This is a genomic window from Deefgea tanakiae (genome assembly GCF_019665765.1).
In the GTDB taxonomy this organism is placed as follows: Bacteria; Pseudomonadota; Gammaproteobacteria; order Burkholderiales; family Chitinibacteraceae; genus Deefgea; species Deefgea tanakiae.
In genome coordinates this window covers 3,314,509-3,338,131 of sequence record NZ_CP081150.1, presented here as the reverse complement: position 1 = coordinate 3,338,131, position 23,623 = coordinate 3,314,509, and the positions used below count along the sequence as shown (strand labels likewise).

Annotated in this window: 24 protein-coding genes and 2 tRNA genes; 12 read left to right on the top strand and 14 right to left on the bottom strand. The window is 49.9% G+C overall.

What is annotated here, in order from left to right:
- Positions 1–2: 2 nt before the first annotated feature.
- Positions 3–76: transfer RNA gene (locus K4H28_RS15640), tRNA-Gly, on the bottom strand.
- A 96-nt stretch (positions 77–172) separates the two neighbouring features.
- On the opposite strand from K4H28_RS15640, the gene K4H28_RS15635 reads away from it, so the two are divergent.
- The 4 genes from K4H28_RS15635 (at position 173) to K4H28_RS15620 (ending at position 2,070) form a co-directional block, all read left to right on the top strand.
- Positions 173–538, top strand: a complete 366-nt coding sequence (locus K4H28_RS15635) for a YkgJ family cysteine cluster protein (protein WP_221006058.1) — start codon at positions 173–175, stop codon at positions 536–538.
- 153 nt (positions 539–691) lie between these two features.
- Positions 692–1,129 carry a protease inhibitor I42 family protein gene (locus tag K4H28_RS15630; RefSeq protein ID WP_221006057.1) on the top strand — a complete coding sequence of 146 codons (438 nt, stop codon included), beginning with the start codon at positions 692–694 and terminating at the stop codon, positions 1,127–1,129.
- A gap of 70 nt (positions 1,130–1,199) precedes the next feature.
- Positions 1,200–1,736 (top strand): peptide deformylase, encoded by a 537-nt coding sequence (gene def / locus K4H28_RS15625; RefSeq protein WP_221006056.1) that lies wholly within the window; start codon positions 1,200–1,202, stop codon positions 1,734–1,736.
- A complete protein-coding gene (locus K4H28_RS15620; RefSeq protein ID WP_221006055.1) occupies positions 1,729–2,070 on the top strand; it encodes a translation initiation factor Sui1 in 342 nt (113 codons plus the stop codon). Before def ends, K4H28_RS15620 begins: the two co-directional genes overlap by 8 nt.
- Before the next feature lie 56 nt (positions 2,071–2,126).
- Here K4H28_RS15620 and K4H28_RS15615 read toward each other — a convergent pair.
- From K4H28_RS15615 to K4H28_RS15605, 3 genes are all read right to left on the bottom strand, one after another.
- A tRNA-Leu gene (locus K4H28_RS15615) sits at positions 2,127–2,211 on the bottom strand.
- Positions 2,212–2,400: 189 nt separating this feature from the next.
- Positions 2,401–3,897, bottom strand: coding sequence for a glycoside hydrolase family 13 protein (locus tag K4H28_RS15610; RefSeq protein ID WP_221006054.1), 1,497 nt, complete (start codon positions 3,895–3,897; stop codon positions 2,401–2,403).
- Positions 3,898–4,067: 170 nt separating this feature from the next.
- A complete protein-coding gene (locus K4H28_RS15605; protein ID WP_221006053.1) occupies positions 4,068–4,670 on the bottom strand; it encodes a GDSL-type esterase/lipase family protein in 603 nt (200 codons plus the stop codon).
- A gap of 171 nt (positions 4,671–4,841) precedes the next feature.
- On the opposite strand from K4H28_RS15605, the gene K4H28_RS15600 reads away from it, so the two are divergent.
- The 7 genes from K4H28_RS15600 to K4H28_RS15570 all read left to right on the top strand — a co-directional run bounded on the left by K4H28_RS15600 (position 4,842) and on the right by K4H28_RS15570 (position 12,513).
- On the top strand, positions 4,842–5,087 hold the full coding sequence (locus K4H28_RS15600; RefSeq protein WP_221006052.1) for a hypothetical protein: 246 nt from the start codon (positions 4,842–4,844) through the stop codon (positions 5,085–5,087).
- Positions 5,088–5,314: 227 nt separating this feature from the next.
- Complete coding sequence (gene dinB, locus K4H28_RS15595; RefSeq protein ID WP_221006051.1) at positions 5,315–6,370, top strand: DNA polymerase IV; 1,056 nt, start codon at positions 5,315–5,317, stop codon at positions 6,368–6,370.
- A 196-nt stretch (positions 6,371–6,566) separates the two neighbouring features.
- Positions 6,567–8,468, top strand: a complete 1,902-nt coding sequence (locus tag K4H28_RS15590) for a type IV pilus assembly protein FimV (RefSeq protein ID WP_221006050.1) — start codon at positions 6,567–6,569, stop codon at positions 8,466–8,468.
- Between the two features lie 84 nt (positions 8,469–8,552).
- A complete protein-coding gene (gene hemC / locus K4H28_RS15585; RefSeq protein WP_221006049.1) occupies positions 8,553–9,488 on the top strand; it encodes a hydroxymethylbilane synthase in 936 nt (311 codons plus the stop codon).
- The gene (locus tag K4H28_RS15580; RefSeq protein ID WP_221006048.1) at positions 9,485–10,255 is read left to right on the top strand and encodes a uroporphyrinogen-III synthase; all 771 of its coding nucleotides are present in this window, start codon (positions 9,485–9,487) and stop codon (positions 10,253–10,255) included. Before hemC ends, K4H28_RS15580 begins: the two co-directional genes overlap by 4 nt.
- Before the next feature lie 21 nt (positions 10,256–10,276).
- Positions 10,277–11,320 (top strand): uroporphyrinogen-III C-methyltransferase, encoded by a 1,044-nt coding sequence (locus tag K4H28_RS15575; protein WP_221006047.1) that lies wholly within the window; start codon positions 10,277–10,279, stop codon positions 11,318–11,320.
- Positions 11,317–12,513 (top strand): heme biosynthesis HemY N-terminal domain-containing protein, encoded by a 1,197-nt coding sequence (locus K4H28_RS15570; RefSeq protein WP_221006046.1) that lies wholly within the window; start codon positions 11,317–11,319, stop codon positions 12,511–12,513. Before K4H28_RS15575 ends, K4H28_RS15570 begins: the two co-directional genes overlap by 4 nt.
- A gap of 62 nt (positions 12,514–12,575) precedes the next feature.
- Here K4H28_RS15570 and K4H28_RS15565 read toward each other — a convergent pair whose 3' ends face one another.
- The 6 genes from K4H28_RS15565 to glmU all read right to left on the bottom strand — a co-directional run bounded on the left by K4H28_RS15565 (position 12,576) and on the right by glmU (position 18,868).
- Positions 12,576–13,040, bottom strand: a complete 465-nt coding sequence (locus K4H28_RS15565) for a SixA phosphatase family protein (protein WP_221006045.1) — start codon at positions 13,038–13,040, stop codon at positions 12,576–12,578.
- Positions 13,040–15,118, bottom strand: coding sequence for a polyphosphate kinase 1 (gene ppk1, locus K4H28_RS15560; protein ID WP_221006044.1), 2,079 nt, complete (start codon positions 15,116–15,118; stop codon positions 13,040–13,042). The genes K4H28_RS15565 and ppk1 overlap by 1 nt, the downstream gene beginning before the upstream one ends.
- Positions 15,119–15,241: 123 nt before the next feature.
- Entirely contained in the window at positions 15,242–15,508 is a 267-nt protein-coding gene (locus K4H28_RS15555; protein ID WP_203571720.1) for an oxidative damage protection protein, read from the bottom strand.
- A 48-nt stretch (positions 15,509–15,556) separates the two neighbouring features.
- Entirely contained in the window at positions 15,557–16,648 is a 1,092-nt protein-coding gene (gene ychF / locus K4H28_RS15550) for a redox-regulated ATPase YchF (RefSeq protein WP_221006043.1), read from the bottom strand.
- A gap of 133 nt (positions 16,649–16,781) precedes the next feature.
- A complete protein-coding gene (locus K4H28_RS15545; RefSeq protein ID WP_221006042.1) occupies positions 16,782–17,393 on the bottom strand; it encodes a YecA/YgfB family protein in 612 nt (203 codons plus the stop codon).
- Between the two features lie 101 nt (positions 17,394–17,494).
- Positions 17,495–18,868 carry a bifunctional UDP-N-acetylglucosamine diphosphorylase/glucosamine-1-phosphate N-acetyltransferase GlmU gene (gene glmU / locus K4H28_RS15540; protein WP_221006041.1) on the bottom strand — a complete coding sequence of 458 codons (1,374 nt, stop codon included), beginning with the start codon at positions 18,866–18,868 and terminating at the stop codon, positions 17,495–17,497.
- Positions 18,869–18,922: 54 nt separating this feature from the next.
- Between glmU and K4H28_RS15535 the strand changes: the two genes are divergently transcribed.
- Complete coding sequence (locus K4H28_RS15535) at positions 18,923–19,156, top strand: hypothetical protein (protein ID WP_221006040.1); 234 nt, start codon at positions 18,923–18,925, stop codon at positions 19,154–19,156.
- A gap of 164 nt (positions 19,157–19,320) precedes the next feature.
- On the opposite strand, the gene K4H28_RS15530 is transcribed toward K4H28_RS15535, so the two are convergent.
- From K4H28_RS15530 to atpA, 4 genes are read right to left on the bottom strand one after another with little or no spacing between them, the layout of a single operon-like run.
- The gene (locus K4H28_RS15530) at positions 19,321–19,749 is read right to left on the bottom strand and encodes a F0F1 ATP synthase subunit epsilon (protein ID WP_221006039.1); all 429 of its coding nucleotides are present in this window, start codon (positions 19,747–19,749) and stop codon (positions 19,321–19,323) included.
- An 11-nt stretch (positions 19,750–19,760) separates the two neighbouring features.
- Positions 19,761–21,140 (bottom strand): F0F1 ATP synthase subunit beta, encoded by a 1,380-nt coding sequence (gene atpD / locus K4H28_RS15525; protein WP_221006038.1) that lies wholly within the window; start codon positions 21,138–21,140, stop codon positions 19,761–19,763.
- Positions 21,141–21,176: 36 nt separating this feature from the next.
- Positions 21,177–22,046: a F0F1 ATP synthase subunit gamma gene (gene atpG, locus K4H28_RS15520; RefSeq protein WP_221006037.1), complete on the bottom strand. Its 870-nt coding sequence runs from the start codon at positions 22,044–22,046 to the stop codon at positions 21,177–21,179.
- 28 nt (positions 22,047–22,074) lie between these two features.
- Positions 22,075–23,616 carry a F0F1 ATP synthase subunit alpha gene (gene atpA / locus K4H28_RS15515; protein WP_221006036.1) on the bottom strand — a complete coding sequence of 514 codons (1,542 nt, stop codon included), beginning with the start codon at positions 23,614–23,616 and terminating at the stop codon, positions 22,075–22,077.
- Positions 23,617–23,623 lie beyond the last annotated feature (7 nt).

Here is a 23,623-nt window from a genome sequence, read left to right as displayed (position 1 = left end):
TTTGGAGCGGGCGATGGGAATCGAACCCACGGCTCATGCTTGGGAAGCATGGGTATTACCATTATACGACGCCCGCAGAGTGCTTATTATAACAGGATTCCACTGCGCTTCACCAATAATGCCGCAGCAAGTCATGACGCAATCGGCGTAAACTAACTATTGCGCCTTTAAAATGAATCAACTCATGACCCCACACAGCCAAACCATCCGATTTTTACGCCAGCGCATTCCGAGTTTTGAGTGTATTCCCGGCTGTCATGATTGCTGTGGGCCGGTGACGACGTCGCCAGAGGAAATGTCGCGGCTACCGCGTAAAACCACGAAGGAACACGAAGCCGCGCTGGCGGAATTGCGTTGTCCGCATTTAGCTGAGAAAGGCTGTACGGTTTATCTGGAGCGGCCGCTGATTTGTCGACTATTCGGTACCACACCGAGCCTGCCCTGTCCGCACGGCCGCCGCCCTGAGTTGATGATCAATCCCGAGATAGAACAGCAGATTCATCACTATATGGCGAGTACGCGGCAAGTGTTGGTTTGATGGGTATATAGGCGGCGTTCAAAAATATAAAAGCATACAATCACATACCCATTATGCAAATCAAAAATACGCATACGCTATGGGTAATAATTCTCTAGCTAAAACAGCATCGCTACAACATGCTAGCGAATGATTAATTTGATTGAGCCCGCCATGAAAAAAATCCTCCTCACCAGCCTAGTCGCATTACTGACTTTACCGACGTTGGCGCAAGCCGAACAATTATTGAACGATGCCAATCAGCAGCAAACTATTCAGGTCAAACCCAAAGAAACCATTATTGTCACGCTACCCGCCAACCCAAGCACTGGCTATATGTGGCAATTTCAGCCACCCGAAGATGGTACGATTAAATTGGTCGGCAACTGGAAACATACGCCCAGCAAGAAAAACACGCCCGGCGCTGGCGGCGAAACCACTTGGCGATTGGTCGCTGGCCAATCGGGCGAAACTACACTGCAATTTTTCTACCGCCGCCCGTGGGAAGATGCCAGTGTCGAAGCCGTGCAAGTCCGTGAATATAAAATTGTCATCAACAGCACCAGCTCTGCCGCATCGACTCCAGCCAGCGCGGTTAAGCCGTGGTTTTAATCTGCCAGCACGCGCGTTGCTGGCAACACATCAGGTAAAATCGGTGTTTTGATCCACACGCACCGCCATCATGCCAATCCGTCCTGTTCTAAAAATGGGTGAGCCGCTGCTGTTAGCGACGGCCGAGCCTGTTACCCAATTTGATACCCCCGAACTGCATGCGCTCATAGTTGATCTCTTTGACACCATGATCGCGACCCATGGCGTTGGCATCGCTGCGCCGCAAATCGGCGTGAGCTTGCAAGTGGTCGTGTTTGGCTTCGAGCAAAACGAGCGCTACCCCGATGCCGATGCGGTGCCACAAACGATTCTGCTCAATCCAGTGATTACCCCCCTTGATGAAGAAATGGAGTCGGGCTGGGAGGGGTGTTTGTCGGTACCTGGCTTGCGCGGTGTTGTGCCACGCCATACCCAGATTCGTTACCAAGGCTTTGATCAATTTGGCAATGAAATAGATCGCACCGTCAGCGGCTTTCACGCCCGCGTGGTACAGCATGAATGCGACCATCTGTTTGGCGTGCTCTACCCGCAACGCATCACCGATATGACGCAGTTCGGTTACACCGATGTGCTGTTTCCCCAGCTAAAGGCAGGGCAAGATGAGTAAGAACAGCGGACTCGTTTACTCAACCGAACACGGCAGCATGTGCCCAGCATGCCGCCAGCCGCAAGCGGCTTGCATTTGCAAAACGGCACTCCCCAGCGGCGACGGCATCGCCCGCGTTGGCCGCGAAGTACGCAAAGGCAAAGCAGTGATTGTGGTGACGGGATTAATTCTCGACGCGGCCGCACTCACCGCGCTCGGCAAACAACTCAAAACAATGTGCGGCACGGGCGGGACGGTCAAAGAAGGACAAATCGAAATCCAAGGTGAACATCGCGATGCGGTGATGGCAGAACTCAGCAAACGCGGGTTTAAAGTGAAGCGCGGCGGCGGATAATCAAAGCGACCAAACGCAAAAAAGCCGATCATTGTTGATCGGCTTTTTCTTCTATCTGGTGCCCGGGGCCGGACTCGAACCGGCACACCTTGCGGCGGCGGATTTTGAGTCCGCTGCGTCTACCAATTCCGCCACCCGGGCATGAGTGTGTTCTGTGTAGGAGGCGGATTATTCATGATTTCACTGGGCTTTGCAAGCTTTTTTAGTAAAAAATTTTGTCCACGAAAAACACAAAAAGCACAAAAATTAAAATCTGCTGGTCTTGCTACTCTTTACTGCTGACTTTTGTTCGTGATTTTCGTGCCTTTCGTGGACTCCCGTTGTTGAGCTTTAAGCACGATTGCGCGGTTTGAAAAACGTGTAATTCTGATACGGCTCGAACGCCTCAAAAATCGCCACGGTTCGTGCGGGGATTTCAAGCTGCACACTGCCCGCATTCAACTTCAAATTCGGCGCATGACCCAGCGCATCGCGCAGCGGCACGCCGTCGTACCAGTGCGAGTAGGGAATCAGCAATTTGGCGCTCAGCGGCGAGTCGCTCAAATTCACGACGACCAATGCGGCTTCGCCCGGCACATCAGTAAATCGTAAAAATACCAAGGTATTGCCCTGTAGCCTATCGCCTAAAACGCATATATCACCATACTGCAAGGCATGATTCTTTTTACGAATATAAATGAGCTGCTTCACCCAAGCGCGCTGGGCCTGATTCCACTCCGCCTCGTTCCAACGCATCGGGCGACGACAATCTGGATCAGCACCGCCTTGCATACCAATTTCTTCACCGTAATACAGCAGTGGAATCCCCGGCAGCGTAAATTGTAGCGCCAGCGCCAGCTGCGCATCGGCGACATTGCCAACCGTCGTAATCAAGCGCGGCGTGTCATGGCTAGACAGCATATTCCACGAGCACAGCAAACCTTTCAGCCCATACGCCTCACGCGCGTCGCGAATCGCCGCGTTCATTTGCACACCGTCGATTTCACCGGCCAGCCACGCCAAAATCGCGGTGCGATACCAGTAGTTCATCATGCCGCTAAAACCACCACCGGCTTGAAACCAGCTACCGGAAAAACCATTTAGCTCGCCCAACAATCCTGCCTGTGGATAAGCTTTGCCAACAATCTGCGCCATCTCCTGCGCCACGGGTATACCCACGTCCTGTGCAACATCAAAGCGCCAGTTGTCGATACCCCTCGCTAGCCAATGTTGCACCAAGCTTTTTGGCTTGGCATACAGCACATCGCGAACGGCTGGATTAGACAAATTGAGCTCCGGCATCAGGCCGTAATCTTGCCAACACAAATAGCTGCCATCGTCCCTAAACGTAAACCAATCGCGTTTTTCCGCGTCCCCCGCTTTCGCGGCCAAAAACCACGGATGAAATTCGGAAACATGATTGAGCACCGCATCGAGCGTCAAACTCATGCCGTGTTGATGCAGCGTATCGATTAAACGCAGCAAGGCCGCTTCGCCGCCAAACATCGCATCAATCGTAAAAAAATCAGTCGCGTCGTACTTGTGATTGCTCGGCGCGCTAAACACAGGCGTCAAATAAACGCCGGTCACGCCTAATTCGGTGAGGTAGTCGATTTTGTCGGCGATGCCATCCAAATCGCCACCAAAGAATTGTTTGCCCCAAGGCTGATTCAGCGTCGTCGCATCCCAATCACATTTGGCCGCATCCGCCACGTCATAGGCAGAACTAGCGAGCTTTTCACTGCTACTCAAACCGCCGCCAATGGCAAATCGCTCAGGAAAAATCTGATAAATCACTTGGCTGGCACGTTGACGGGTTAATTCATCGAGCGGAGTACTATCGGTCATAGCAAGCTCACAAAGTTAGTTGAAGAAGGTCAACAACGGGGGGCCACGAAAGGCTCGAAAAAGCACGAAATCGGCAAAAAAAAACGGAATCCAATTCAGTATAATTTTATTATCTATTCAAGTCGTTTTTCGTGCCTTTCGTGTTTTTCGCGGACTAAAGGATTTTGCGATCAATCACGTACCGCACCCTGCTCTTTTAAAAACTCAGCCATCGCCGCAGCAAATTGCGCATAACCCGCCGCGTTCGGATGGACTGCGTCGGATTTCAAACTGCCTTTAGGCAAAATATCAAACCATTGCTCTTCAGCCAACACGACATCAGCTTGCTCGGCGACCTCTGCAAACAAAGGATGCGGTTTCGGCGGGATAGCCAAACTCGGCACAGCCAACAATATCACTGGAATATTACGTCGCTTGAGTTCGTTGAGCATCAACGCTAGATTGGCTTTGGTTTCTTCTGGTGGCAAGCGTTGCAAAAAATCATTACCACCCAAGCCGAGCAGCACCAGCTTGGGCTTCACCTCATCCAGCGTCTCATTTAGACGCTGCAAGCCCTGCGCCGTCGTTTCGCCCGGCACGCCAGCGTTAATCACGGGATGCGCAATCAAGCGACTCAATTGCGTTGGATAATCCTCGCCCGCAGCAGCACCCGTCCCAAAAGTCAGGCTATCGCCATAGGCCAAAATGACGGCGTTGGCTGGCAATGGTTCGAGCTTGGCTTGACCGCATGCACTCAGCAACGCAATAAGAAACAGTATCGATAAAAAACGCATGGCCCAGCCTCTAAATCAACAAAAACACATAAATTACAACACCCGACAATAATTTCTTAACTGCAACAAATCGGTAAAAATATAATCGGATACTGTAGTCCTCTTAAGAGCAAAAAGTCGTCGCTCAGGCAACGGCCAGCGCTCTTCAATAAGCTGTAAATTGGAGACCTCATGATAGAGCACAATTACATTCTGAAGCTTATTTCCATCCATGGCACCGAACGCGCCATTGCGACCGGCACCTACGATTCGATTCTCAACGCCTACAATATGAAACGCAAAAAACTCACCGTGGGACAACGCGTCACGATGTCACGCCGTTGCGATACAGGTGATGTTGTTCTGAAAACCTGTGCACCAGGTGGCCGAAAATATCCGGAGCAACGCGGCTATTCGATGGCGAGCTACTGCCGCTAACCAAGTCAAGTCAGCCTACCCCCTCAGTCGTTTGGGGGTGAGCTGATCTTTACATGTGACTTCATGGAAAGGGTATATCGATCTACGCTCTAGCTATAAATAGCTAGATAGCAATACCCATTAAAAATACTCACAAGCCATCGCCATTAATCAGTATTGCCGCAGAAAAAAGTGCTTTTCAAATAGAACGAACGTACAATTTGTTTTATTTGCTCGGCGAATGAACCGTGCTAATTCAACGCAAAATCATTCATATCGATTGCGACTGCTTTTATGCTGCAGTGGAAATGCGCGACCATCCAGAATGGCGCGATGTACCACTCGCCGTGGGCGGCGCTAGCGACCGGCGTGGCGTGTTGTGTACCAGCAATTATCCGGCGCGCCAGCTCGGTATTCGCGCAGCGATGTCGACTTACCGTGCACAGCAACTCTGCCGCAATCTCATCATCGTGCCACCCGACTTTCCGCGCTACAAAGCCGCTTCGATGGCGATGCGGGCGATTTTTGCCGATTACACTGATGTCATTGAACCCTTGTCGCTGGATGAAGCCTATCTCGATGTCAGTGGTCAGCCGCATTGCGAAGGCAGTGCGTCGCGAATGGCTGCAGAAATCCGTGACCGCATTGAACGAGAGATTGGCATCACCGCCAGCGCAGGCATTGCACCAAATAAACTCCTCGCCAAAATCGCCAGCGATTGGCACAAACCGAATGGACAATTTGTTATTCGCCCGCAAGATATTTCAGAATTCATGCCAAATTTACCCGTCAGAAAACTATGGGGTATTGGCAAGGTAACAGCAGAACGTCTAGCCAAGCGGGGTATACATACCTGTGCCGATATCCATGCTCGATCATTAGAGCAACTGATTAGCGAATGGGGCCGGCTTGGCAGGCAATTGTATGAACAAGCCCAAGGCATCGACCATCGACCCGTTGCGATGGCAGAACGTAGAAAATCTTTATCGGTTGAAAACACCTACGCCCATGATTTGAGCAGTCCACAAGACTGTAAAAACGCGCTACCCGCCCTGTTTCAAGATTGGCAATCACGGATGCGGCGCGCCAGCGGCGAGCGCGCACATAAAGCGTTCGTTAAAATCAAATTTGCCGACTTCACCCAAACCACTGTCGAATGCATCTGCGCTGAGCCGAGTTTGAGTGTGTATCTGGGTTTGCTTGAGCAAGGCCTCAAACGCAATGCTCAAGCAGTGAGGCTCCTTGGCGTTGGCGTACGTTTTAATGAATCTCCCACCACGCCTCAACAACTTTGCCTCTGGTAGCGGGCGCAATTTTTAACTTTTATCCCGCTTTAATTTAATATCCCGCAATAGCATTAATATTCGATTATTTTTTAAAAACACTTAAAGTGATTTGCATAAATAAACCGAATCAACTGCAGTGCTTTAATAAATGTTGAATTGAAAGGCATAAGGCCCGACAATGATTGAAATAAAATATTCATGGTTTGCTTGAACAATGCCCTATTTTACTCTTCGCCTCCGTCCGCTTTACGTCGCCATCACCATGTTAGGCCTAGCTATGCCTTTGGCACACAGCGTGACACTGGGCGAATTGCAAATCCAATCTTTTGTAGGACAACAATTTCGTGGCCTAGTGCCCTATCGCTTAAATGCGGGCGAAACCATCCATGAGCAATGTATTGAATTGCAACATGGTGATTCTGAATTACCCAGCATAGGCTCAGCCACCATTCAACTGCGCCCAAACAATGGACAATCTGGCGCTTTCGTCATTGAGTCTCGTTCGGCCGTGGGCGAGCCCATGGTCGCCTTTGCCATTAGAATCGCCTGCGGTAATCAACAAATCTCACGCGACTTTACGGCGTTTTTAAATATTGCGCCGGTCAATAATGAACGTGAAAAAATAAGCCGTTTTACGATACGTGAGACTGAGAAAAAATCGCGCGATCTAGAAACAACGCCACTCAAAGAAGTGGAAGAGTTCGTCATCAAAAAGCCGATGACGCTCAAAGAACTCACTAAACGCTACTATCCAGCCAATACACCACAATATCCCCGCTATCTACAAAAACTCAGCAACACCAATCCCGACCTTGATCCGAATGCAGAATTAAGCGTGGGCACCACGGTGATCATTCCCGAGCGACTACGCTCAATCAAGAAAAAATCAGCCCCAGCGCCCACAATAGAAAGTGGCCAATTGCGACTCGATGCGGCAACGCCTAGCACTAACAGCCGACCTGCCGCCCCACCATCAGCCGCGCAATACACTAAAGATTTAGAGCAAAAAGTAAAAATGCTCGAAGATTTGCAGTTGCAAATGCAACTTGAAGTCGAGCAGCTCAATCAAAAACTCAGCCAACTGAATGCAGCAAGCACCGTTGCCAGCCCTGTCGCGGCGGTGACGGTTGCTCCGGTAGCACCCGTAGTCGCTAGTGCGGTACAAACGAGTAGGCCAGCAGCCAGCCAAGTCGTCATTGCTCCTGCAGAATCCGAACCCGCCTCGGGATTCAGCCGCTGGTTAATGGGTGCAGGGCTTGCTTTACTTGCCGCGTGCTCAGCCTTGATCGCATGGCGTCGTCGCCGATCGAAAGATGACGATTGGGCTCCGGAAGACGAACCAGTACCCCATACTTTAATCGGGCACCTCAATGCCTTTACCAAACGCAGCAAATCGACCGAATACGCCACAATGATGTCGATGCTGCATGCGCCAGGCCAAGGGATTGAAGTCAGTGACTACGGCAGTAATGATCTAGCACAAATACAAATTATGCTGGCACAAGGTGATGTTTCTGAGGCGATTGATTTATTGTACAAGACCATTGATGAAGACCCAGAAGACATTGAACGCTGGCTGATGCTATTTCGGGTCTTCCGCCAACAAGGCATGAAAACCGAGTATGCGGCGCTCGCCAAAAACCTACGCTTAGTGGTCAAAGACGAAGCCGATTGGGAATTGGTGCGTAATATTGGCGCAAAACTTGATCCGGACAATCACCTTTATCGCCGAACTGAAAACCCACTCAGCGAAGTGGCCGACAGTACTCGTCCGCCAGCACCCCATGTCGATTTAGACATTCACCCTGAGGCTAGCCCCGCATCAATGATGCGTGCCTTCCTAGAACCCAAACCAGAAGTTAAAGGCGCGTACGTAGCCGCTGCAGTGACTGCGGCTCCGCCGATTGAAGAAATCTCGCTCGATTTTCAGCTGCCCGATCCCACTAACCATCAAATTCAAGGCAGTGGCACAATCAACACAGAGTTTGACGCAGAGGCTTTCTTTGAAGTTGATCTCTTGCCGCCATTTGATGCTAACGACGCGAACTTAAGCTGGGATGAACCATCGCTGGAGTTGGCACCACAAGAACCAAAGCCGCCTAAAACCAGCACTTGATCCGCGCCGCAGCCGCAATCCAAGTTCAGTGCGGCAGCGGCCATGTTAAACTGCTGTTTTTCAAGTTTGCCGAAGGATGTTCATATGAGCCCAACCCTGCCCTCTAAAGTGGTCATCGCCACCCGCGAAAGCCCATTGGCCTTGTGGCAAGCTCATCATGTGAAATCTTGGCTAGAAAGCACTTATCCGACGCTGAACGTTGAACTATTGGGCATCACGACGCAAGGCGATAAAATTCTTGATGTCACGCTCAATAAAATCGGCGGCAAAGGCTTGTTCGTTAAAGAACTCGAACAAGCGATGGTTGAGGGTCGTGCCGATTTAGCCGTACATTCAATGAAAGATGTACCGATGGTATTGCCAGAAGGCTTTGCCTTGGCGGCGATTGGTGAGCGCGAAGATCCACGCGACGCCTTTGTTTCGAATCGCTACAAACATCCGGATGAATTACCGGAAGGCGCCATTGTGGGTACAGCCAGCCTACGCCGTGAAAGCCAAATCCGCGCCCTTTACCCTCATTTAGTCGTCAAGCCTCTGCGCGGCAACGTCGGTACACGCCTCAAAAAACTTGATGACGCTGAGTTTGACGCGATTATTCTCGCCGCAGCAGGTTTAAAACGCTTGGGTTTAGCGGAACGAATCACCTGCGAACTATCGCCAGAAATCAGTTTACCCGCCCCAGGCCAAGGTGCCGTCGGCATTGAAATTCGTGCGGATCGTGCGGATTTAATGGCGCTACTTTCGCCGTTCAATCATGCGATCACTGCCGCTTGCGTCACCGCTGAACGCGCTTTATCACGCCGTTTGAATGGCTCATGCCAAATTCCACTGGCTGCTTATGCCACCGATGAAGAAGGCTTTTTACGACTGCGCGGCTTAGTCGCCATGCCCGATGGTAGCCACCGCGTCGTCGCAGAATCCAATGGTTCGCACGCCGCAGCCGATGGCTTGGGCCGTATTGTTGCCGATTTATTGTGTACCGAAGGCGCACGCGAGATTCTCAAACAACTCGCGCCATGAGTTTGCCACTGAGCGGCTATCGGATATGGATTACCCGACCAGCAGATCAAGCCAGGTATTTGACTGAAGCCATTATTAAAAATGGCGCGCAGACTTATACCTCACCACTACTTACCATCAGCCCTGCCATCGATCAAGGTCAATTGGACGATGCGATTGCCTGCTTGAATCAATTTGATTTAGCGGTATTTATTAGCCCTTCAGCTTTAAATGCGGTCTTTACCAAGCTAAGTACACCATGGCCGAGCGATTTACCCGTTGCGGTGGTTGGTCCTGGCAGCGCAAAACGAGCGGCGGAGCTAGGGGTGAAGCACATCATCTGCCCCGCCACACAATTTGATGGCGAAGGGTTACTAAAAGAACTCGGCGCACAAACTGGCCAAAAAATCGTACTGTTTCGCGGGAATGGTGGGCGCGATATTCTGCCGGCCGGTTTAAGCGCTGCGGGTGCTGATGTTACTTTAGTGACAGCGTATCAGCGTAGCGCCCCTACGCTCGATGCAAGCGAAATCGAACGTCAATTGCAACTAGGCTGTGATGGCATTGTCATTTCCAGTTCAGAAGCGGCACAACACTTATTCAACTGGGCTGGAGGCGAGACGCGCCACAAGCTACAATGTGCATTATATTTTGTTCCGCACCACCGAATTGCCGAGGCACTGCAGGCCAATGGGGCCAACAATATCGTGCAAACCGAGGCGGGTGATGATGGCATTACCCATTCGATTTGCCGGTATTTTGCACCGGTTTTATCTCCAAAAGAGTAATCTCTAAAAGTGTAGAGCCTGATGAATCAAGACAACGCATCCAATACTTTTTCCGCTGCACTCAGCCAGCCACCGCGTCGCAGCTTGCCGCAACCGGCGCTGATTTTGGCCTTGGTCGCACTTCTGGCCAGTGGCGGCGCTTGGCTATACCAACAAAATGCGATGGAAACACTCAAACTCGATTTGAGTCGTGAACTCGCTAGCAATAACAAACTACAACAAGAGTTACGTGCACAAGCCGTGGCACAAAACCAAACTCAGCAACAACTATTAGCGCGACTCACCGTGCAAGAAGGTAAGCAAGCCGAAGCTTTAGCGCGCCAAGAATCACTCAACAATATGTATGACACGCTCACGCGTGGCGAAGCATTGCACAGCTTGGCTGAAATCGAGCAAATGCTGTCGTTTGCCAGCCAGCAGCTGCAAATCGCGGGTGACGTGAATAGCGCACTGACCGCGCTCAACAATATTGATCAACAATTGCTGCGCTTAAATCGTCCTGAGCTAATCAGCGTGCGCCAAGCCCTCACACAAGACATCAATACACTCAAGAGCACGCCTTACGTCGACGTGATTGGTGTAACTGCTAAACTCAATAGCCTAATTGACGGTGTTGAGCGTTTGCCGCTGCTCGTTGATGCGGGGCACAATCCCAAAGACAATCCATTCAAAGCCAATCCAAACCATAACTCGGTTCAACAATTTGGCGCAGAGGTTTGGCATGAATTTAAGCAACTCATTCAAATTCGCCGGATTGACCAGCCCGATTTGATTTTGCTTTCGCCTGAGCAAGGTTTCTTTTTACGCGAAAATATCAAACTGCGCCTTTTAAATGCTCGCTCAGCACTCCTATTACGGAACGAAGCGGCCTTCCGTGCCGACATCACAGCCACCGTGCGCTATCTACAGCAATTTTTTGATGCAAAAGCCCCCACCACCGACAACGCCATCAAAGTTTTACGCCAATTGGAAACCCAACAATTGGCAATCACCTTACCTGACCTCAGTGCCAGCTTGACTGCAGTTCGCAGTGCACGCACAACGGCAGAGAGGGCTAAACCGTGAAATTCTTGATTTGGTTTATTGGCTTATTTGCACTGGCGGTCGGCTTAACGCTGTTTGCTGAGTTTAATTCTGGCTACGCCCTAATATTCTTGCCGCCATGGCGTGTTGAAATTTCTCTCAATATTTTTATTGTTTTATTGATCACCAGTGTGATTTTGCTCTACCTCGCCTTGCGGATGTTTGCTGAGTTGAGCGGTCTACCGGAACGGGTTCGCCAGTATCGAGCTCGCCAGCAAGAGCGCGCATCAGTACAACTTGAACGGGAAGCGCGGATTGCTTTTTATGAAGGCCGCTATCAACGTGCTGAGCGCCTAGCGAGCGAAGCCTTTGCTGCAGCGCTGCATGCCGATGATGCTTTTGCCGCCAACGGTCTTTTGGGCGCTCGTGCCGCGCATGCCATGCGCGACTACGACAAGCGCAATACTTACTTTGAAAAACTACAAGCGCGACTAGGCCAACAGCACTTAGCAACCTTAATGTCGATGGCAGATTTATTTTTAGATGAACGTCGTTATAACGAAGCCAGCCAAGCCATTGTTGCTGCACGTGAAATTACGCCAAAACTCACTGCGGCCATGAAGATTGAATTGCGTCTTCGTCAAAAAGAGCGTAATCCAGAAGCGGTTCTCAAATTAGTTGAGCAGCTCACTCGCAGTGACGCGATGGATGCTGAGCAAGCGGCGCATATTCGCATTGCTGCGTATCAACAGCAGCTTCGTCAACACCCAATGACGGCGAGAGAATTAAAAGATTGGTCGCGCAAGCTACCAGAGACTGAACGCCTGAACCCGCAACTCACAGCCAGCGTTGCCAGCCAATATCAGGAACAAGGTGAGAGTCTCTTAGCACGCGACACCTTGGCTGCCGCGATTGATGCCGAGTGGAGCGCGGAATTGATTGAGCAGTATGGTCAGCTTGATCTAACGGGTGAGGCACTGACCCAGCAGTTGCAACAAGCAGAACAGTGGCTCAAATTACACCCGAATGATCATCGCTTATTGCTCACTTTGGGTCGCCTCTGCAGCCAACGCGAACTTTGGGGCAAAGCACAAACCTACTTTGAAGCAAGTATTGCCATTAAAGCAACCGCGATTGCCCATGCGGAATTGGCTGGCTTGCTTGATTTTCTTGAGCGTAATGAAGAATCCAACTTTCACTATCGTGCTAGCTTGGCAATTGCATTGGCTAAATGAAAATGAGCTCTATAAAAAAGGTGGCCTTGGCCACCTTTTTTTATAGCGATTGAGTCATCCAATTAAAGCAGATCTGGACTTAAGGCTGCTTTCAGCACGTACTTCACTCGGCCATCATCCATCACTTTACGTTGGATCCACCAAATTCCACCCTTGCGGGTATTCCACTCCAATTCTTTGCCCGTGAGAAGTAAAGCCGCCACTTCACCCAAATTGGGCTGATGCCCAACCACCACCACGAACTTACCGATATCACGTGGCCATCGCGCGACTTCGAGGTAGCAAGCGTTATGGCAGCCTGGATTGATTTTGGCATTGATCTCAAAATCGGCGCGTAGCTGCTGTGCCGTCGCTTGACTGCGCACGGCTTCACTAGCGATCACGCGATACTCAGCAGCATCTTTCAATTGCTCACGCAGCCAAGTTGCCACCTTTTTCGCTTGCTTGATGCCTTTCGGAGTCAAAGGCCGAGCTAGATCATCAACGCCGTCCTCGGCATCCGCATGGCGCCAAAGGATCAGATCCATTACGTACGCTCACCCGCGGCCAAATCCGCCAGTAATTGGCCTTGTGCCGAACGAATTTTGTCACCGCGCGCCACTTTGCGGCGATAACGACCATCAGACAGCATTTCCCACGCTTGCGTGTTATCGACCAAGAATGGGCGCAAGCTTTCACGAATTACGCGACGCTTAACTTTTGGATTCAAGATTGGGAAGGCGATTTCAATACGGCGGAATAAATTACGCCCCATCCAATCCGCACTCGAAAGATAAACATTTTCCTCCCCATCATTAAGGAAGTAGAACACGCGATGATGCTCAAGGAAACGACCGATAATTGAACGAACGCGGATGTTTTCTGAAACCCCTGGAATACCAGGACGCAACGCGCATACGCCACGTACGATCAAATGAATCGTCACACCCGCTGTCGAAGCTTCATACAATTTATCAATGATAGACGGCTCAAGCAGCGAATTCATCTTGGCGATAATGACCGCTTTTTTACCTGCCTTGGCATGTTCAATCTCACGATCAATCGCAGAGATAAACTTGCTGTGCAAAGTAAATGGCGCTTGCCACAATTGATGATGATCGCCCGCCAGGCCCAAACCCGTGAGCTGCATAAACACATCATTCACGTCACTGGTGATTTCACTATTGGCAGTCAACAAACCAAAATCAGTGTACAACTTGGCAGTTCGTGGATGGTAATTGCCGGTGCCGACGTGGGCATAGCGCTTAAGCTGGCCCTCTTCACGGCGCACAATCAACAGCATTTTCGCGTGTGTTTTATATCCATACACGCCGTACACCACATGCGCGCCTGCGCGCTCGAGTTTGGCCGCCCAGTTGATATTGGCTTCTTCATCAAAGCGCGCCATTAACTCAACGACAACCGTGACTTCCTTACCGCGTGCAGCGGCTTCTTGCAGAGCATCCATCAAGACCGACTCAGCGCCAGTACGGTAAATCGTCATCTTTAATGCCACCACATGCGGATCACGCGCCGCTTGCTGCAGCAAATCCACCACGGGTGTGAAGCTTTGGTAAGGATGGTGAAGTAAAATATCGCCATGGCGGATTGCCGCAAAGAAATCGGCTTGTTTGCGCAGTTCCGGTGGAATGCCGGGCATAAATGGTAAAAACTTCAAATCAGGACGATCAACCTGATCCGGTACTTGCATCAAACGGACCATATTAACCGGCCCATTCACGCGGTAAATATCGTCTGCATGTAGCCCAAATTGCTCCGACAAGAAGTCTTGCAAGTGACGCGGGCAATTATCCGCCAACTCTAAACGCACCGCATCGCCATAAGGCCGTTGCGACAATTCGCCCTCAATCGCTGCGCGCAGATCTTTGATATCCTCATCATCCACCGACACATCCGAATCACGCGTCACGCGGAATTGATAGCAACCAAGCACATGCATACCGGCAAACAACTCATCAATATGCGCGTGCAGAATCGACGACAGAAATACGAATCCGTGTTGCGTGCCCGCGATCTCATCCGGCATTTTGACAAAGCGCGGCAAGATCCGTGGCGCTTGCACAATCGCAATTCCTGAATTACGGCCAAATGCATCGCGACCTTCCAGCTCAACGATAAAGTTCAAAATTTTATTCGATAAGCGTGGAAACGGATGTGAAGGATCCAAACCAATCGGCGTCAAAATCGGCATCAATTCGCGGAAAAAGAAGTCTTTTACCCAAGCACGCTGCGCATCGGTCCACAAGCTGCGGCGGAAGAAATAAATGCCTTCGGTTTCCATCGCTGGGAATACATTTTCACGCAAGATACGGTACTGGCGCTCGACTAAGTCATGCGCTTCTTTGGCAACCAAATCAAAGGCCTGATGCGGCGTCATGCCTTCAGGCAATAAGCGTGAAGGGTTAAGGCGCATGTTTTCTTTTAACCAAGCCATCCGCACTTCAAAAAACTCATCCAAATTGCTCGATACAATGCAGAGGAACTTCAAGCGCTCTAGCAATGGATTACGTACGTCTTCTGCCTGAGCCAAAACGCGGCGATTGAATTCGAGCAAGCCCAATTCACGATTAAGTAAGAGTTGGTTATCGGCAGGTTTATAAGTCATGGCAGCGCTCTTTGGTGGCGATCGATGAAATTGAATGAGGTTTATTTTCGGAGTCCAAAAACAAACGTCATTAAACGGAGTAATAGACGCAACAGGCCGCATTATGCGGCCTGTGTAATGACATTACTGTGGCACGTAGCCTTGGATGGCATCTGCGCCAGAGCCAAAGAAATAATTCTCTAGCTGTTGCTGCAAGTATTTACGAGCACTTGGATCAGCGAGGCTTAAACGATTTTCATTGATCAACATCGTTTGGTGCTTAACCCAAGCTGCCCATGCTTCTTTTGAAACTGCATCATAAACTTTCTTGCCTAATTCACCCGGCAAAGGCGGAAAATCCAGACCTTCAGCTTCACGGCCTAATTTGACACATTGAACAGTACGGCTCATTTAAGGCTCCAATTTTATGACAAATATATTTCAAACGAATGACAAGTATTAAACATTGAACAAGAAGTTCAATACATCACCATCTTTAACGACGTATTCCTTGCCCTCGGCGCGCATTTTGCCAGCTTCTTTTGCGCCCTGCTCACCCTTGTAGGCGATGAAGTCTTCAAACGCGATCGTTTGCGCACGAATAAAACCGCGCTCAAAGTCGGTATGAATCACGCCTGCCGCTTGTGGGCCGGTATCACCTTTGTGGATGGTCCAAGCACGTACTTCTTTCACGCCTGCGGTGAAGTAGGTTTGTAAACCGAGCAACTCATAACCAGCACGAATCAAGCGATTCAAGCCTGGCTCGTCTTGACCGAGTGACTCCAAAAATTCAACTTTATCGGCTTCATCGAGTTCTGCAATTTCGCTTTCAATCGATGCGCAAACCGCAACAACGGGCGCGCCTTCGGCTTCTGCGTGCGCACGTACTTTGTCGAGCAGAGAATTGTTTTCGAAACCATCTTCAGCGACGTTGGCTACATACATCGCTGGCTTAATCGTCAACAAGCAAAGCGGTTTAATCGCGGCTTTCTCTTCATCGCTCAGCTTCAGTGAACGCGCTGGCAAGCCTTCGTTCAAATGCGGCAGTAGTTTTTCAAGCACCGCGATAGAGGCCAAGGCTTCTTTATCACCCGAACGTGCTTTCTTGCCATCACGTTGAATCGCTTTTTCCACCGTGTTCATATCGGCTAGCGCCAATTCAGTACCGATCACGATGATGTCGTCGATCGGATCAACACGACCTGCAACGTGAATGATATTGTCGTTTTCAAAACAACGTACCACATTCACAATCGCATCGGTTTCACGAATATTGGCCAAGAATTGGTTACCCAAACCTTCACCTTTACTCGCGCCAGCCACCAGACCTGCAATATCGACAAACTCGACAATCGCCGATTGAATTTTTTGTGGATTGACAATTTTCGCTAATTCGGCCAAACGAGGATCTGGCACTTCAACGATACCGACATTCGGCTCAATGGTGCAGAATGGGTAGTTAGCTGCTTCGATACCAGAATTAGTCAGCGCATTAAAAAGCGTAGATTTACCGACGTTGGGCAAGCCAACAATACCGCACTTGAGACTCATGAGTTTCCTTGCTGGGCGATGCCGCCCTTTAAATACTAAACCGTCAATTTTAACTGATGAGGCGCCCTTATGGCGCCTCCGACTGTCTTACACAGCCATATTCCTGCACTATTTTGCCAAAAGATGCGGCAAATTAATGCAATTGATGTTTGCTGCGCGCTGACTCGGTGTTTTCGCGGAAGAAATCGCGAATTTCAATCACCATTTCAGGGATTTGCTCAGCGACTTCATTGTCATGACGAACTAAATCAATCCCTTCTTTGACCATATCTTCGCGCATTTCATCGTCCGAACCGCTCATGATCGCCATAAACATAAACTGACCTTCTTCTTCATCAATCAGCGGCTGCCATTCATCTTCGGCCAAACCGGCGCCAAAGCAGAATCCCAAGCTCCATTCTTCGATGCTCGAATTTTGCATTGACTCATCTTCCCAGTACAACAATGGCTCATAAACTGGCGGATCTTGTGCCAATTCATCAGCAATTTGATTGTATAAACGCATCACCAAATTAATGATGGCATCCCCTTCTGGCATGGCAAAAATCGCGGCTTCAGGTCGATCCCAAATTTGGCCTAACCACTGGCTCGGCATCACGGACGCTGGGCCAATTAAAATGGCAGTCAGGTAACCGTGCAGCATCGACAAAGACATCGCGTCTTTACCGACCGCATCTGAATACAAAAATTGATCGAGCTGATCCATTTCTTCATCAGTTAATGGTTGGTCAAGTAATAGGGACATAGCGTACTCCAGATGTGAAACATTGAATCGAACAACACAGAATCAACAAGTATTAGGCTGTGGACATTATTTATCAATGGCCACAAGCCTATACATATCAATTATTTTGTAATTTTTGTGGGACGTTGCCAGCCACTGAGCGTGAGTTGCTTGGCACGTGCAATCGTCAACGCATTAGCCGGCGCATCTTTAGTGATCACCGAACCAGCGCCCGTTGTCGCACCAGCACCAATCGTGACAGGTGCTACGAGCGAATTATTGCTACCAATTCGAACATTGTCTTCAATCACTGTGGTGAATTTATTCACACCGTCGTAATTGCAAGTAATTGTCCCTGCGCCCACATTCACGCCAGTACCAATTTTTGCATCGCCAATATAGCTCAGATGATTCACTTTCGAGCCGACGCCCACCGTTGATTTCTTAACTTCGACAAAGTTACCAATATGCACTTGCTCGGCCAACTCTGCACCAGGGCGCAAACGCGCGTATGGGCCGATCAAGCTGCCAGCACCAACTACGGCGTCTTCCAAATGGCAGAAGGGATGAATCACCGCACCATCGGCAATTGTCACGTTTTTCAGTACGCAATTGGCACCAATCGTTACGCCTTTACCGAGTACAACGTCACCTTCAAACACGCAATTCACGTCGATCAACACATCTTGACCATGTTTGAGCGTACCACGAACATCAATCCGCGCAGGGTCAGCCAAGCCCACGCCTGCGGTCAGCAAAGACTTGGCGATTTCAGCTTGGTGAATACGCTCTAAACCCGCCAACTGTAATTTGTTATTGATACCCTCAGCTTCCCAATGATCTTGTGGCTGCACGGTTGCGATTTCAACGCCATCGCGCACAGCAAGCGCGATCAAATCCGTTGCGTAATACTCGCCTTGGGCGTTGTCATTTTTGAGTTCCGACAACCAACCCGCTACGCGCGCTGTCGGCAAGGCCAAAATGCCGGTATTCATTTCACCAATCTGCGCTTGCTCACGTGTGCAATCTTTTTGCTCGACGATGCAAGTCACCTTGCCAGCGGCATCGCGGACGATACGACCGTAGCCGGTAGCGTCTTCTAAAATATCAGTCAGAATCCCAAGCTTGTCGCCTGCACTGGCCTCAAGCAAGGACTGAATGGTGGCTAAACGTGTGAGTGGCACATCACCATACAACATCAGGGTAATGCCACCTACGCATTGTGGAATAGCTTGCGCAAGCGCATGCCCCGTACCAAGTTGCTCGGCCTGATGTGCCCACGCTAAATCGGCTTGAGCTTCCAATTGCTTTTGGACTTGTTCCCCGCCATGACCATACACGATGACCATTTTTTGTGGCTGCAATTGCCGTGCGGTATCGATAACGTGTTGAACCAAAGGTTTGCCTGCTAAACGATGTAAGACTTTAGGCAGACTTGAATACATCCGCTTACCTTGTCCGGCCGCTAAAATCACCACGTTTAATGCAGAACTCATCTTGGATCCCTGAGAAAAAATTGATTAATTGTCGCTATTCTAATCTTCAACGTAATGCACGGACAGCATGACATCACTTTATTGCAATTTATCTGTCATGCCCTAGGGTCTGTTGACGTTTGGTTTACGGTCGCGCTGGCGCGATTTTCGCGGCAGATCAAGGCAGTTCGTGCGACCAATAGCCCGCTATTCGAGCACGAAATAACGAAGAGATGCCGCGAAAAGCGCCCCAGCCCTGCGGGTTTGGCGGCTTTGGGCCTGACACTGCGTTACGAAGCGCTCACTTAGAATGACTAAGTCACGCGCACCGTGCCTTGTTTCAGGCCCAAAGCCACTCAAACGCGATCCGCAAACCAAACGTCAACAGACCCTGAGTTCAGACAAAGAAAAAGGCAGCCTAAGCTGCCTTTTTCATTTTTTAGATCGCTAATCTTGCACCATTCAATGCAGGATTAGTGGCCGCCCCGTTTCAATTTCGACACAACAGCGAGTTTCGCTACTGCATCCATCAATTCGGCCTGCGCCATAGCAAAGTCCATCGACGTCGAATAATTTTTCAATGATTCTTCAGCGCGGCGTTTAGCTTCCAACGCTTTTGCTTCGTCAATGTCAGCGCCACGAATCGCAGTGTCGGCCAATACCGTAACCACATCCGGCTGAACTTCGAGCATGCCACCTGAAACAAACAGAATGACATCATCTTCGTTCGAGTTTGCGATCTTAATACGGATCGCGCCCGGGCGAATGCGGGTCAGCAACGGAGCGTGCCGCGGTAAGATACCAATCTCACCCTTATCGGCAGGCGCCGAGATAAACTCAGCGGCACCAGAGTAGATCAGTTCTTCAGCACTAACTACGTCCACACGCATGCTCATGGCCATCGCTTAACCCCTTATTGCATCGACTTGGCTTTTTCGATCGCTTCTTCGATGCCGCCAACCATATAGAAGGCTTGCTCTGGAAGGTGATCGTAATCGCCATTCAAGATGCCCTTGAAGCCCTTGAGGGTTTCTTTGAGCGGAACGTACTTGCCTGGTGAGCCAGTGAAGACTTCAGCAACGTGGAACGGTTGCGACAAGAAACGTTGAATCTTACGTGCACGTGATACAGCCAATTTGTCTTCTGGAGACAATTCGTCCATACCCAGAATCGCGATAATGTCTTGCAATTCTTTGTACTTTTGCAGAGTTTGCTGAACGCCGCGCGCTACAGAGTAGTGCTCGTCGCCAACCACTTGCGGATCCAATTGACGTGAAGTTGAATCGAGTGGATCTACCGCAGGGTAGATACCTAACGATGCAATATCACGGCTCAGAACAACAGTCGCATCCAAGTGGGCGAAGGTTGTTGCTGGTGATGGATCGGTCAAGTCATCCGCAGGAACATAAACGGCTTGAATCGATGTAATCGAGCCAGTCTTAGTTGAAGTGATACGCTCTTGAAGCGCACCCATCTCTTCAGCCAAAGTAGGTTGGTAACCCACGGCAGAAGGCATACGACCCAACAATGCAGATACTTCAGTACCAGCGAGGGTGTAGCGGTAGATGTTATCCACGAAGAACAAGATGTCACGGCCTTCGTCACGGAAGTGTTCCGCGATCGACAGACCCGTCAACGCTACGCGCAAACGGTTGCCTGGTGGCTCGTTCATTTGACCGTAAACCATCGCCACTTTATCAAGAACGTTAGAGTCCTTCATTTCGTGGTAGAAGTCGTTACCCTCACGAGTACGCTCACCTACACCAGCGAACACAGACAAACCGCTGTGCGCTTTTGCGATGTTATTGATCAATTCCATCATGTTAACGGTTTTGCCCACACCGGCACCACCGAACAGACCCACTTTACCACCCTTAGCAAACGGGCAAACCAAGTCAATAACCTTGATACCAGTTTCTAAGAGATCAATACTTTGGTTCAACTCATCGAATTTTGGTGCAGATTGGTGAATTGCACGAGTTGCCTCGCCGTTCACAGGACCTGCCTCATCGATTGGGTTGCCCAATACATCCATAATACGGCCCAGAGTTGCATTACCTACTGGCACCATGATTGGTGCGCCAGTGTTAGTAACGCTTGTACCGCGTTTAAGACCATCGGTACTACCCATGGCAATGGCGCGCACTACGCCGTCGCCGAGCTGTTGCTGAACTTCCAGCGTCAGTTCTGCGCCAACTAGTTTGAGCGCGTCATACACCTTGGGGATATTGTCGCGTGGAAATTCCACGTCAACAACTGGCCCAATGATTTGTACGATTTTACCTTGGCTCATCGTTTTTCCTAATCCAGTTAATCCGTCAGGGCCCAATTAAACTGCTGCTGCGCCGCCAACAATTTCCGAAAGTTCTTTCGTAATTGCCGCTTGACGCGTTTTGTTGTACAGCAGTTGCAGGGAGCCGATTACATTGTCCGCGTTGTCAGTTGCAGCCTTCATTGCCACCATACGTGCAGCTTGTTCTGATGCAATGTTTTCCGCTACGGCTTGGTAAACCAAGGCCTCGATATAGCGGTTCATCAAATCATCAACAACCGTTTTTGCATCTGGCTCATACAGGTATTCCCAGTTGTGCGCAGACTTCGGTTTTTCAAACGCTTCGCTTGCTAGTGGTAGCAATTGCTCAATTACTGGCTCTTGTTTCATCGTATTGATAAAACGCGTGTAAACGATATGTACTTCGTCTACTTCACCAGCGATATACGCATCGATCATCACTTTGATCGGGCCAATCAGCTGTTCCAAGTGTGGCGTATCACCAAGACCAATAGCCGAAGAAACCACCTTCGCGCCATTGCGCTTCATGAAACCCAAACCTTTATTGCCGATTGCTGTTACAACGGTTTCAACGCCATTGTTATGCAATTCTTTCATTTTATTGAAAGCCGAACGCAGGGCGTTGGTATTTAAACCACCGCACAACCCTTTGTCCGAAGACACCATAATCAGGCCAACCCGCTTGACGGTGTCGCGCGTTTGGAGATATGGATGCTCATAGTCGACTAAAGCTTGGCTCAAGTGGCCAGCCACATTACGGATTTTTTCACCGTAAGGGCGGGCCGCTTTCATACGCTCTTGAGCCTTGCGCATTTTCGACGTGGCAACCATTTCCATGGCGCGGGTGATCTTTTGCGTGTTTTTTACGCTCTTGATCTTAGTACGAATCTCTTTACCGCTTGCCATGATTTGATCCTTTTATCAACGTCTCAAATCAGTAAGCAGCGCCGGCTTTAAAGGCATTCGCCGCTTTCAAGATGACTGCTTCGTCGTCAGATGACAGGTCGCCCTTGGCATCAACGCGATCCAATACATCAGCGTGATTGGCTTTCAGTTCGCTCAAGAATGCAGCTTCAAAAGCCAAGGCACGATCAACAGCAACGTCATCATAAACGCCTTTGTTAATCAGAAGCAGGGTAACACCCAACTCGCCGACTTTCATTGGTGCGTACTGAGCTTGTTTCATCAACTCAGTAACCATCTTGCCGCGTTCCAATTGCTTGCGTGTTGCTTCGTCAAGGTCAGATGCGAACTGAGCAAAAGCTGCCAATTCACGATACTGAGCCAATGCCAAACGCACACCGCCACCCAATTTCTTGATGACTTTAGTTTGCGCAGCGCCACCAACACGTGAAACCGAAATACCCGCATTCATCGCTGGGCGAATACCCGCGTTGAACAAGTCAGTTTCCAAGAAGATCTGACCGTCAGTAATCGAAATTACGTTCGTTGGAACGAAAGCAGAAACGTCACCCGCTTGCGTTTCGATGATAGGCAATGCAGTCAATGAGCCAGTTTTGCCTTTCACTGCGCCATTCGTCAATTTCTCAACTTCAACTTCATTGATACGCGATGCGCGTTCCAACAAGCGGCTGTGGAGATAGAAAACGTCGCCAGGGAATGCTTCACGGCCCGGAGGACGGCGCAATAGCAACGAAATTTGACGGTAAGCAACAGCTTGCTTAGACAAATCATCGTAAACGATCAACGCATCTTCGCCGAGGTCGCGGAAGTACTCACCCATCGTGCAACCAGAGTATGCAGCGATGTATTGCAATGCAGCAGCTTCAGAAGCGGCAGCAGCAACAACAATCGTGTGACCCAAAGCACCGTGCTCTTCCAATTTACGAACCACGTTCGCAATAGAAGACGCTTTTTGACCAATCGCCACGTAGATACAAGTAACGCCAGTACCTTTTTGGTTAATGATCGCGTCAAGAGCAACAGCAGTTTTACCTGTTTGACGGTCACCAATGATCAACTCACGTTGACCACGGCCCACTGGAACCATGGTATCAATTGACTTGATACCGGTTTGCAATGGTTGTGATACTGATTGACGAGCAATAACGCCTGGTGCGATTTTTTCAATCGGAGCAGAAAGCGTTGTGCCCAATGGGCCTTTGCCGTCGATAGGTTGACCCAATGCGTTAACAACGCGACCGATCAATTCACGACCGATTGGGACTTCCAAGATGCGACCTGTACATTTAACCTCATCGCCTTCAGCGATGTGTTTGTAGTCACCTAAAATAACAGCACCAACAGAATCGCGCTCTAAGTTAAGCGCCAAACCGAAGGTATTACCCGGGAACTCCAACATCTCACCTTGCATAACTTCCGATAAACCGTGCACACGCACGATACCGTCAGTTACCGACACAACAGTACCAGTCGTGCTGGATTGTGCGCCTTGCGGTAGATTTTGGATCCGAGCTTTAATCAGTTCACTGATTTCGGACGGATTAAGTTGCATGATTTCT

Excerpts from the sequence above, each read along its gene's own strand:
- atpD (WP_221006038.1), bottom strand. The coding sequence starts at position 21,140 with ATGAGCCAAGGTAAAATCGTACAAATCATTGGGCCAGTTGTTGACGTG.
- atpG (WP_221006037.1), bottom strand. The coding sequence starts at position 22,046 with ATGGCAAGCGGTAAAGAGATTCGTACTAAGATCAAGAGCGTAAAAAAC.
- K4H28_RS15630 (WP_221006057.1), top strand. The coding sequence starts at position 692 with ATGAAAAAAATCCTCCTCACCAGCCTAGTCGCATTACTGACTTTACCG.
- ychF (WP_221006043.1), bottom strand. The coding sequence starts at position 16,648 with ATGAGTCTCAAGTGCGGTATTGTTGGCTTGCCCAACGTCGGTAAATCT.
- hemC (WP_221006049.1), top strand. The coding sequence starts at position 8,553 with ATGAGCCCAACCCTGCCCTCTAAAGTGGTCATCGCCACCCGCGAAAGC.
- K4H28_RS15600 (WP_221006052.1), top strand. The coding sequence starts at position 4,842 with ATGATAGAGCACAATTACATTCTGAAGCTTATTTCCATCCATGGCACC.
- K4H28_RS15535 (WP_221006040.1), top strand. The coding sequence starts at position 18,923 with ATGCACGGACAGCATGACATCACTTTATTGCAATTTATCTGTCATGCC.
- K4H28_RS15580 (WP_221006048.1), top strand. The coding sequence starts at position 9,485 with ATGAGTTTGCCACTGAGCGGCTATCGGATATGGATTACCCGACCAGCA.
- K4H28_RS15530 (WP_221006039.1), bottom strand. The coding sequence starts at position 19,749 with ATGGCCATGAGCATGCGTGTGGACGTAGTTAGTGCTGAAGAACTGATC.
- K4H28_RS15635 (WP_221006058.1), top strand. The coding sequence starts at position 173 with ATGAATCAACTCATGACCCCACACAGCCAAACCATCCGATTTTTACGC.
- K4H28_RS15575 (WP_221006047.1), top strand. The coding sequence starts at position 10,277 with ATGAATCAAGACAACGCATCCAATACTTTTTCCGCTGCACTCAGCCAG.
- K4H28_RS15590 (WP_221006050.1), top strand. The coding sequence starts at position 6,567 with ATGCCCTATTTTACTCTTCGCCTCCGTCCGCTTTACGTCGCCATCACC.
- K4H28_RS15610 (WP_221006054.1), bottom strand. The coding sequence starts at position 3,897 with ATGACCGATAGTACTCCGCTCGATGAATTAACCCGTCAACGTGCCAGC.
- atpA (WP_221006036.1), bottom strand. The coding sequence starts at position 23,616 with ATGCAACTTAATCCGTCCGAAATCAGTGAACTGATTAAAGCTCGGATC.
- K4H28_RS15565 (WP_221006045.1), bottom strand. The coding sequence starts at position 13,040 with ATGGATCTGATCCTTTGGCGCCATGCGGATGCCGAGGACGGCGTTGAT.
- K4H28_RS15555 (WP_203571720.1), bottom strand. The coding sequence starts at position 15,508 with ATGAGCCGTACTGTTCAATGTGTCAAATTAGGCCGTGAAGCTGAAGGT.
- def (WP_221006056.1), top strand. The coding sequence starts at position 1,200 with ATGCCAATCCGTCCTGTTCTAAAAATGGGTGAGCCGCTGCTGTTAGCG.
- K4H28_RS15620 (WP_221006055.1), top strand. The coding sequence starts at position 1,729 with ATGAGTAAGAACAGCGGACTCGTTTACTCAACCGAACACGGCAGCATG.
- glmU (WP_221006041.1), bottom strand. The coding sequence starts at position 18,868 with ATGAGTTCTGCATTAAACGTGGTGATTTTAGCGGCCGGACAAGGTAAG.
- ppk1 (WP_221006044.1), bottom strand. The coding sequence starts at position 15,118 with ATGACTTATAAACCTGCCGATAACCAACTCTTACTTAATCGTGAATTG.
- K4H28_RS15545 (WP_221006042.1), bottom strand. The coding sequence starts at position 17,393 with ATGTCCCTATTACTTGACCAACCATTAACTGATGAAGAAATGGATCAG.
- K4H28_RS15605 (WP_221006053.1), bottom strand. The coding sequence starts at position 4,670 with ATGCGTTTTTTATCGATACTGTTTCTTATTGCGTTGCTGAGTGCATGC.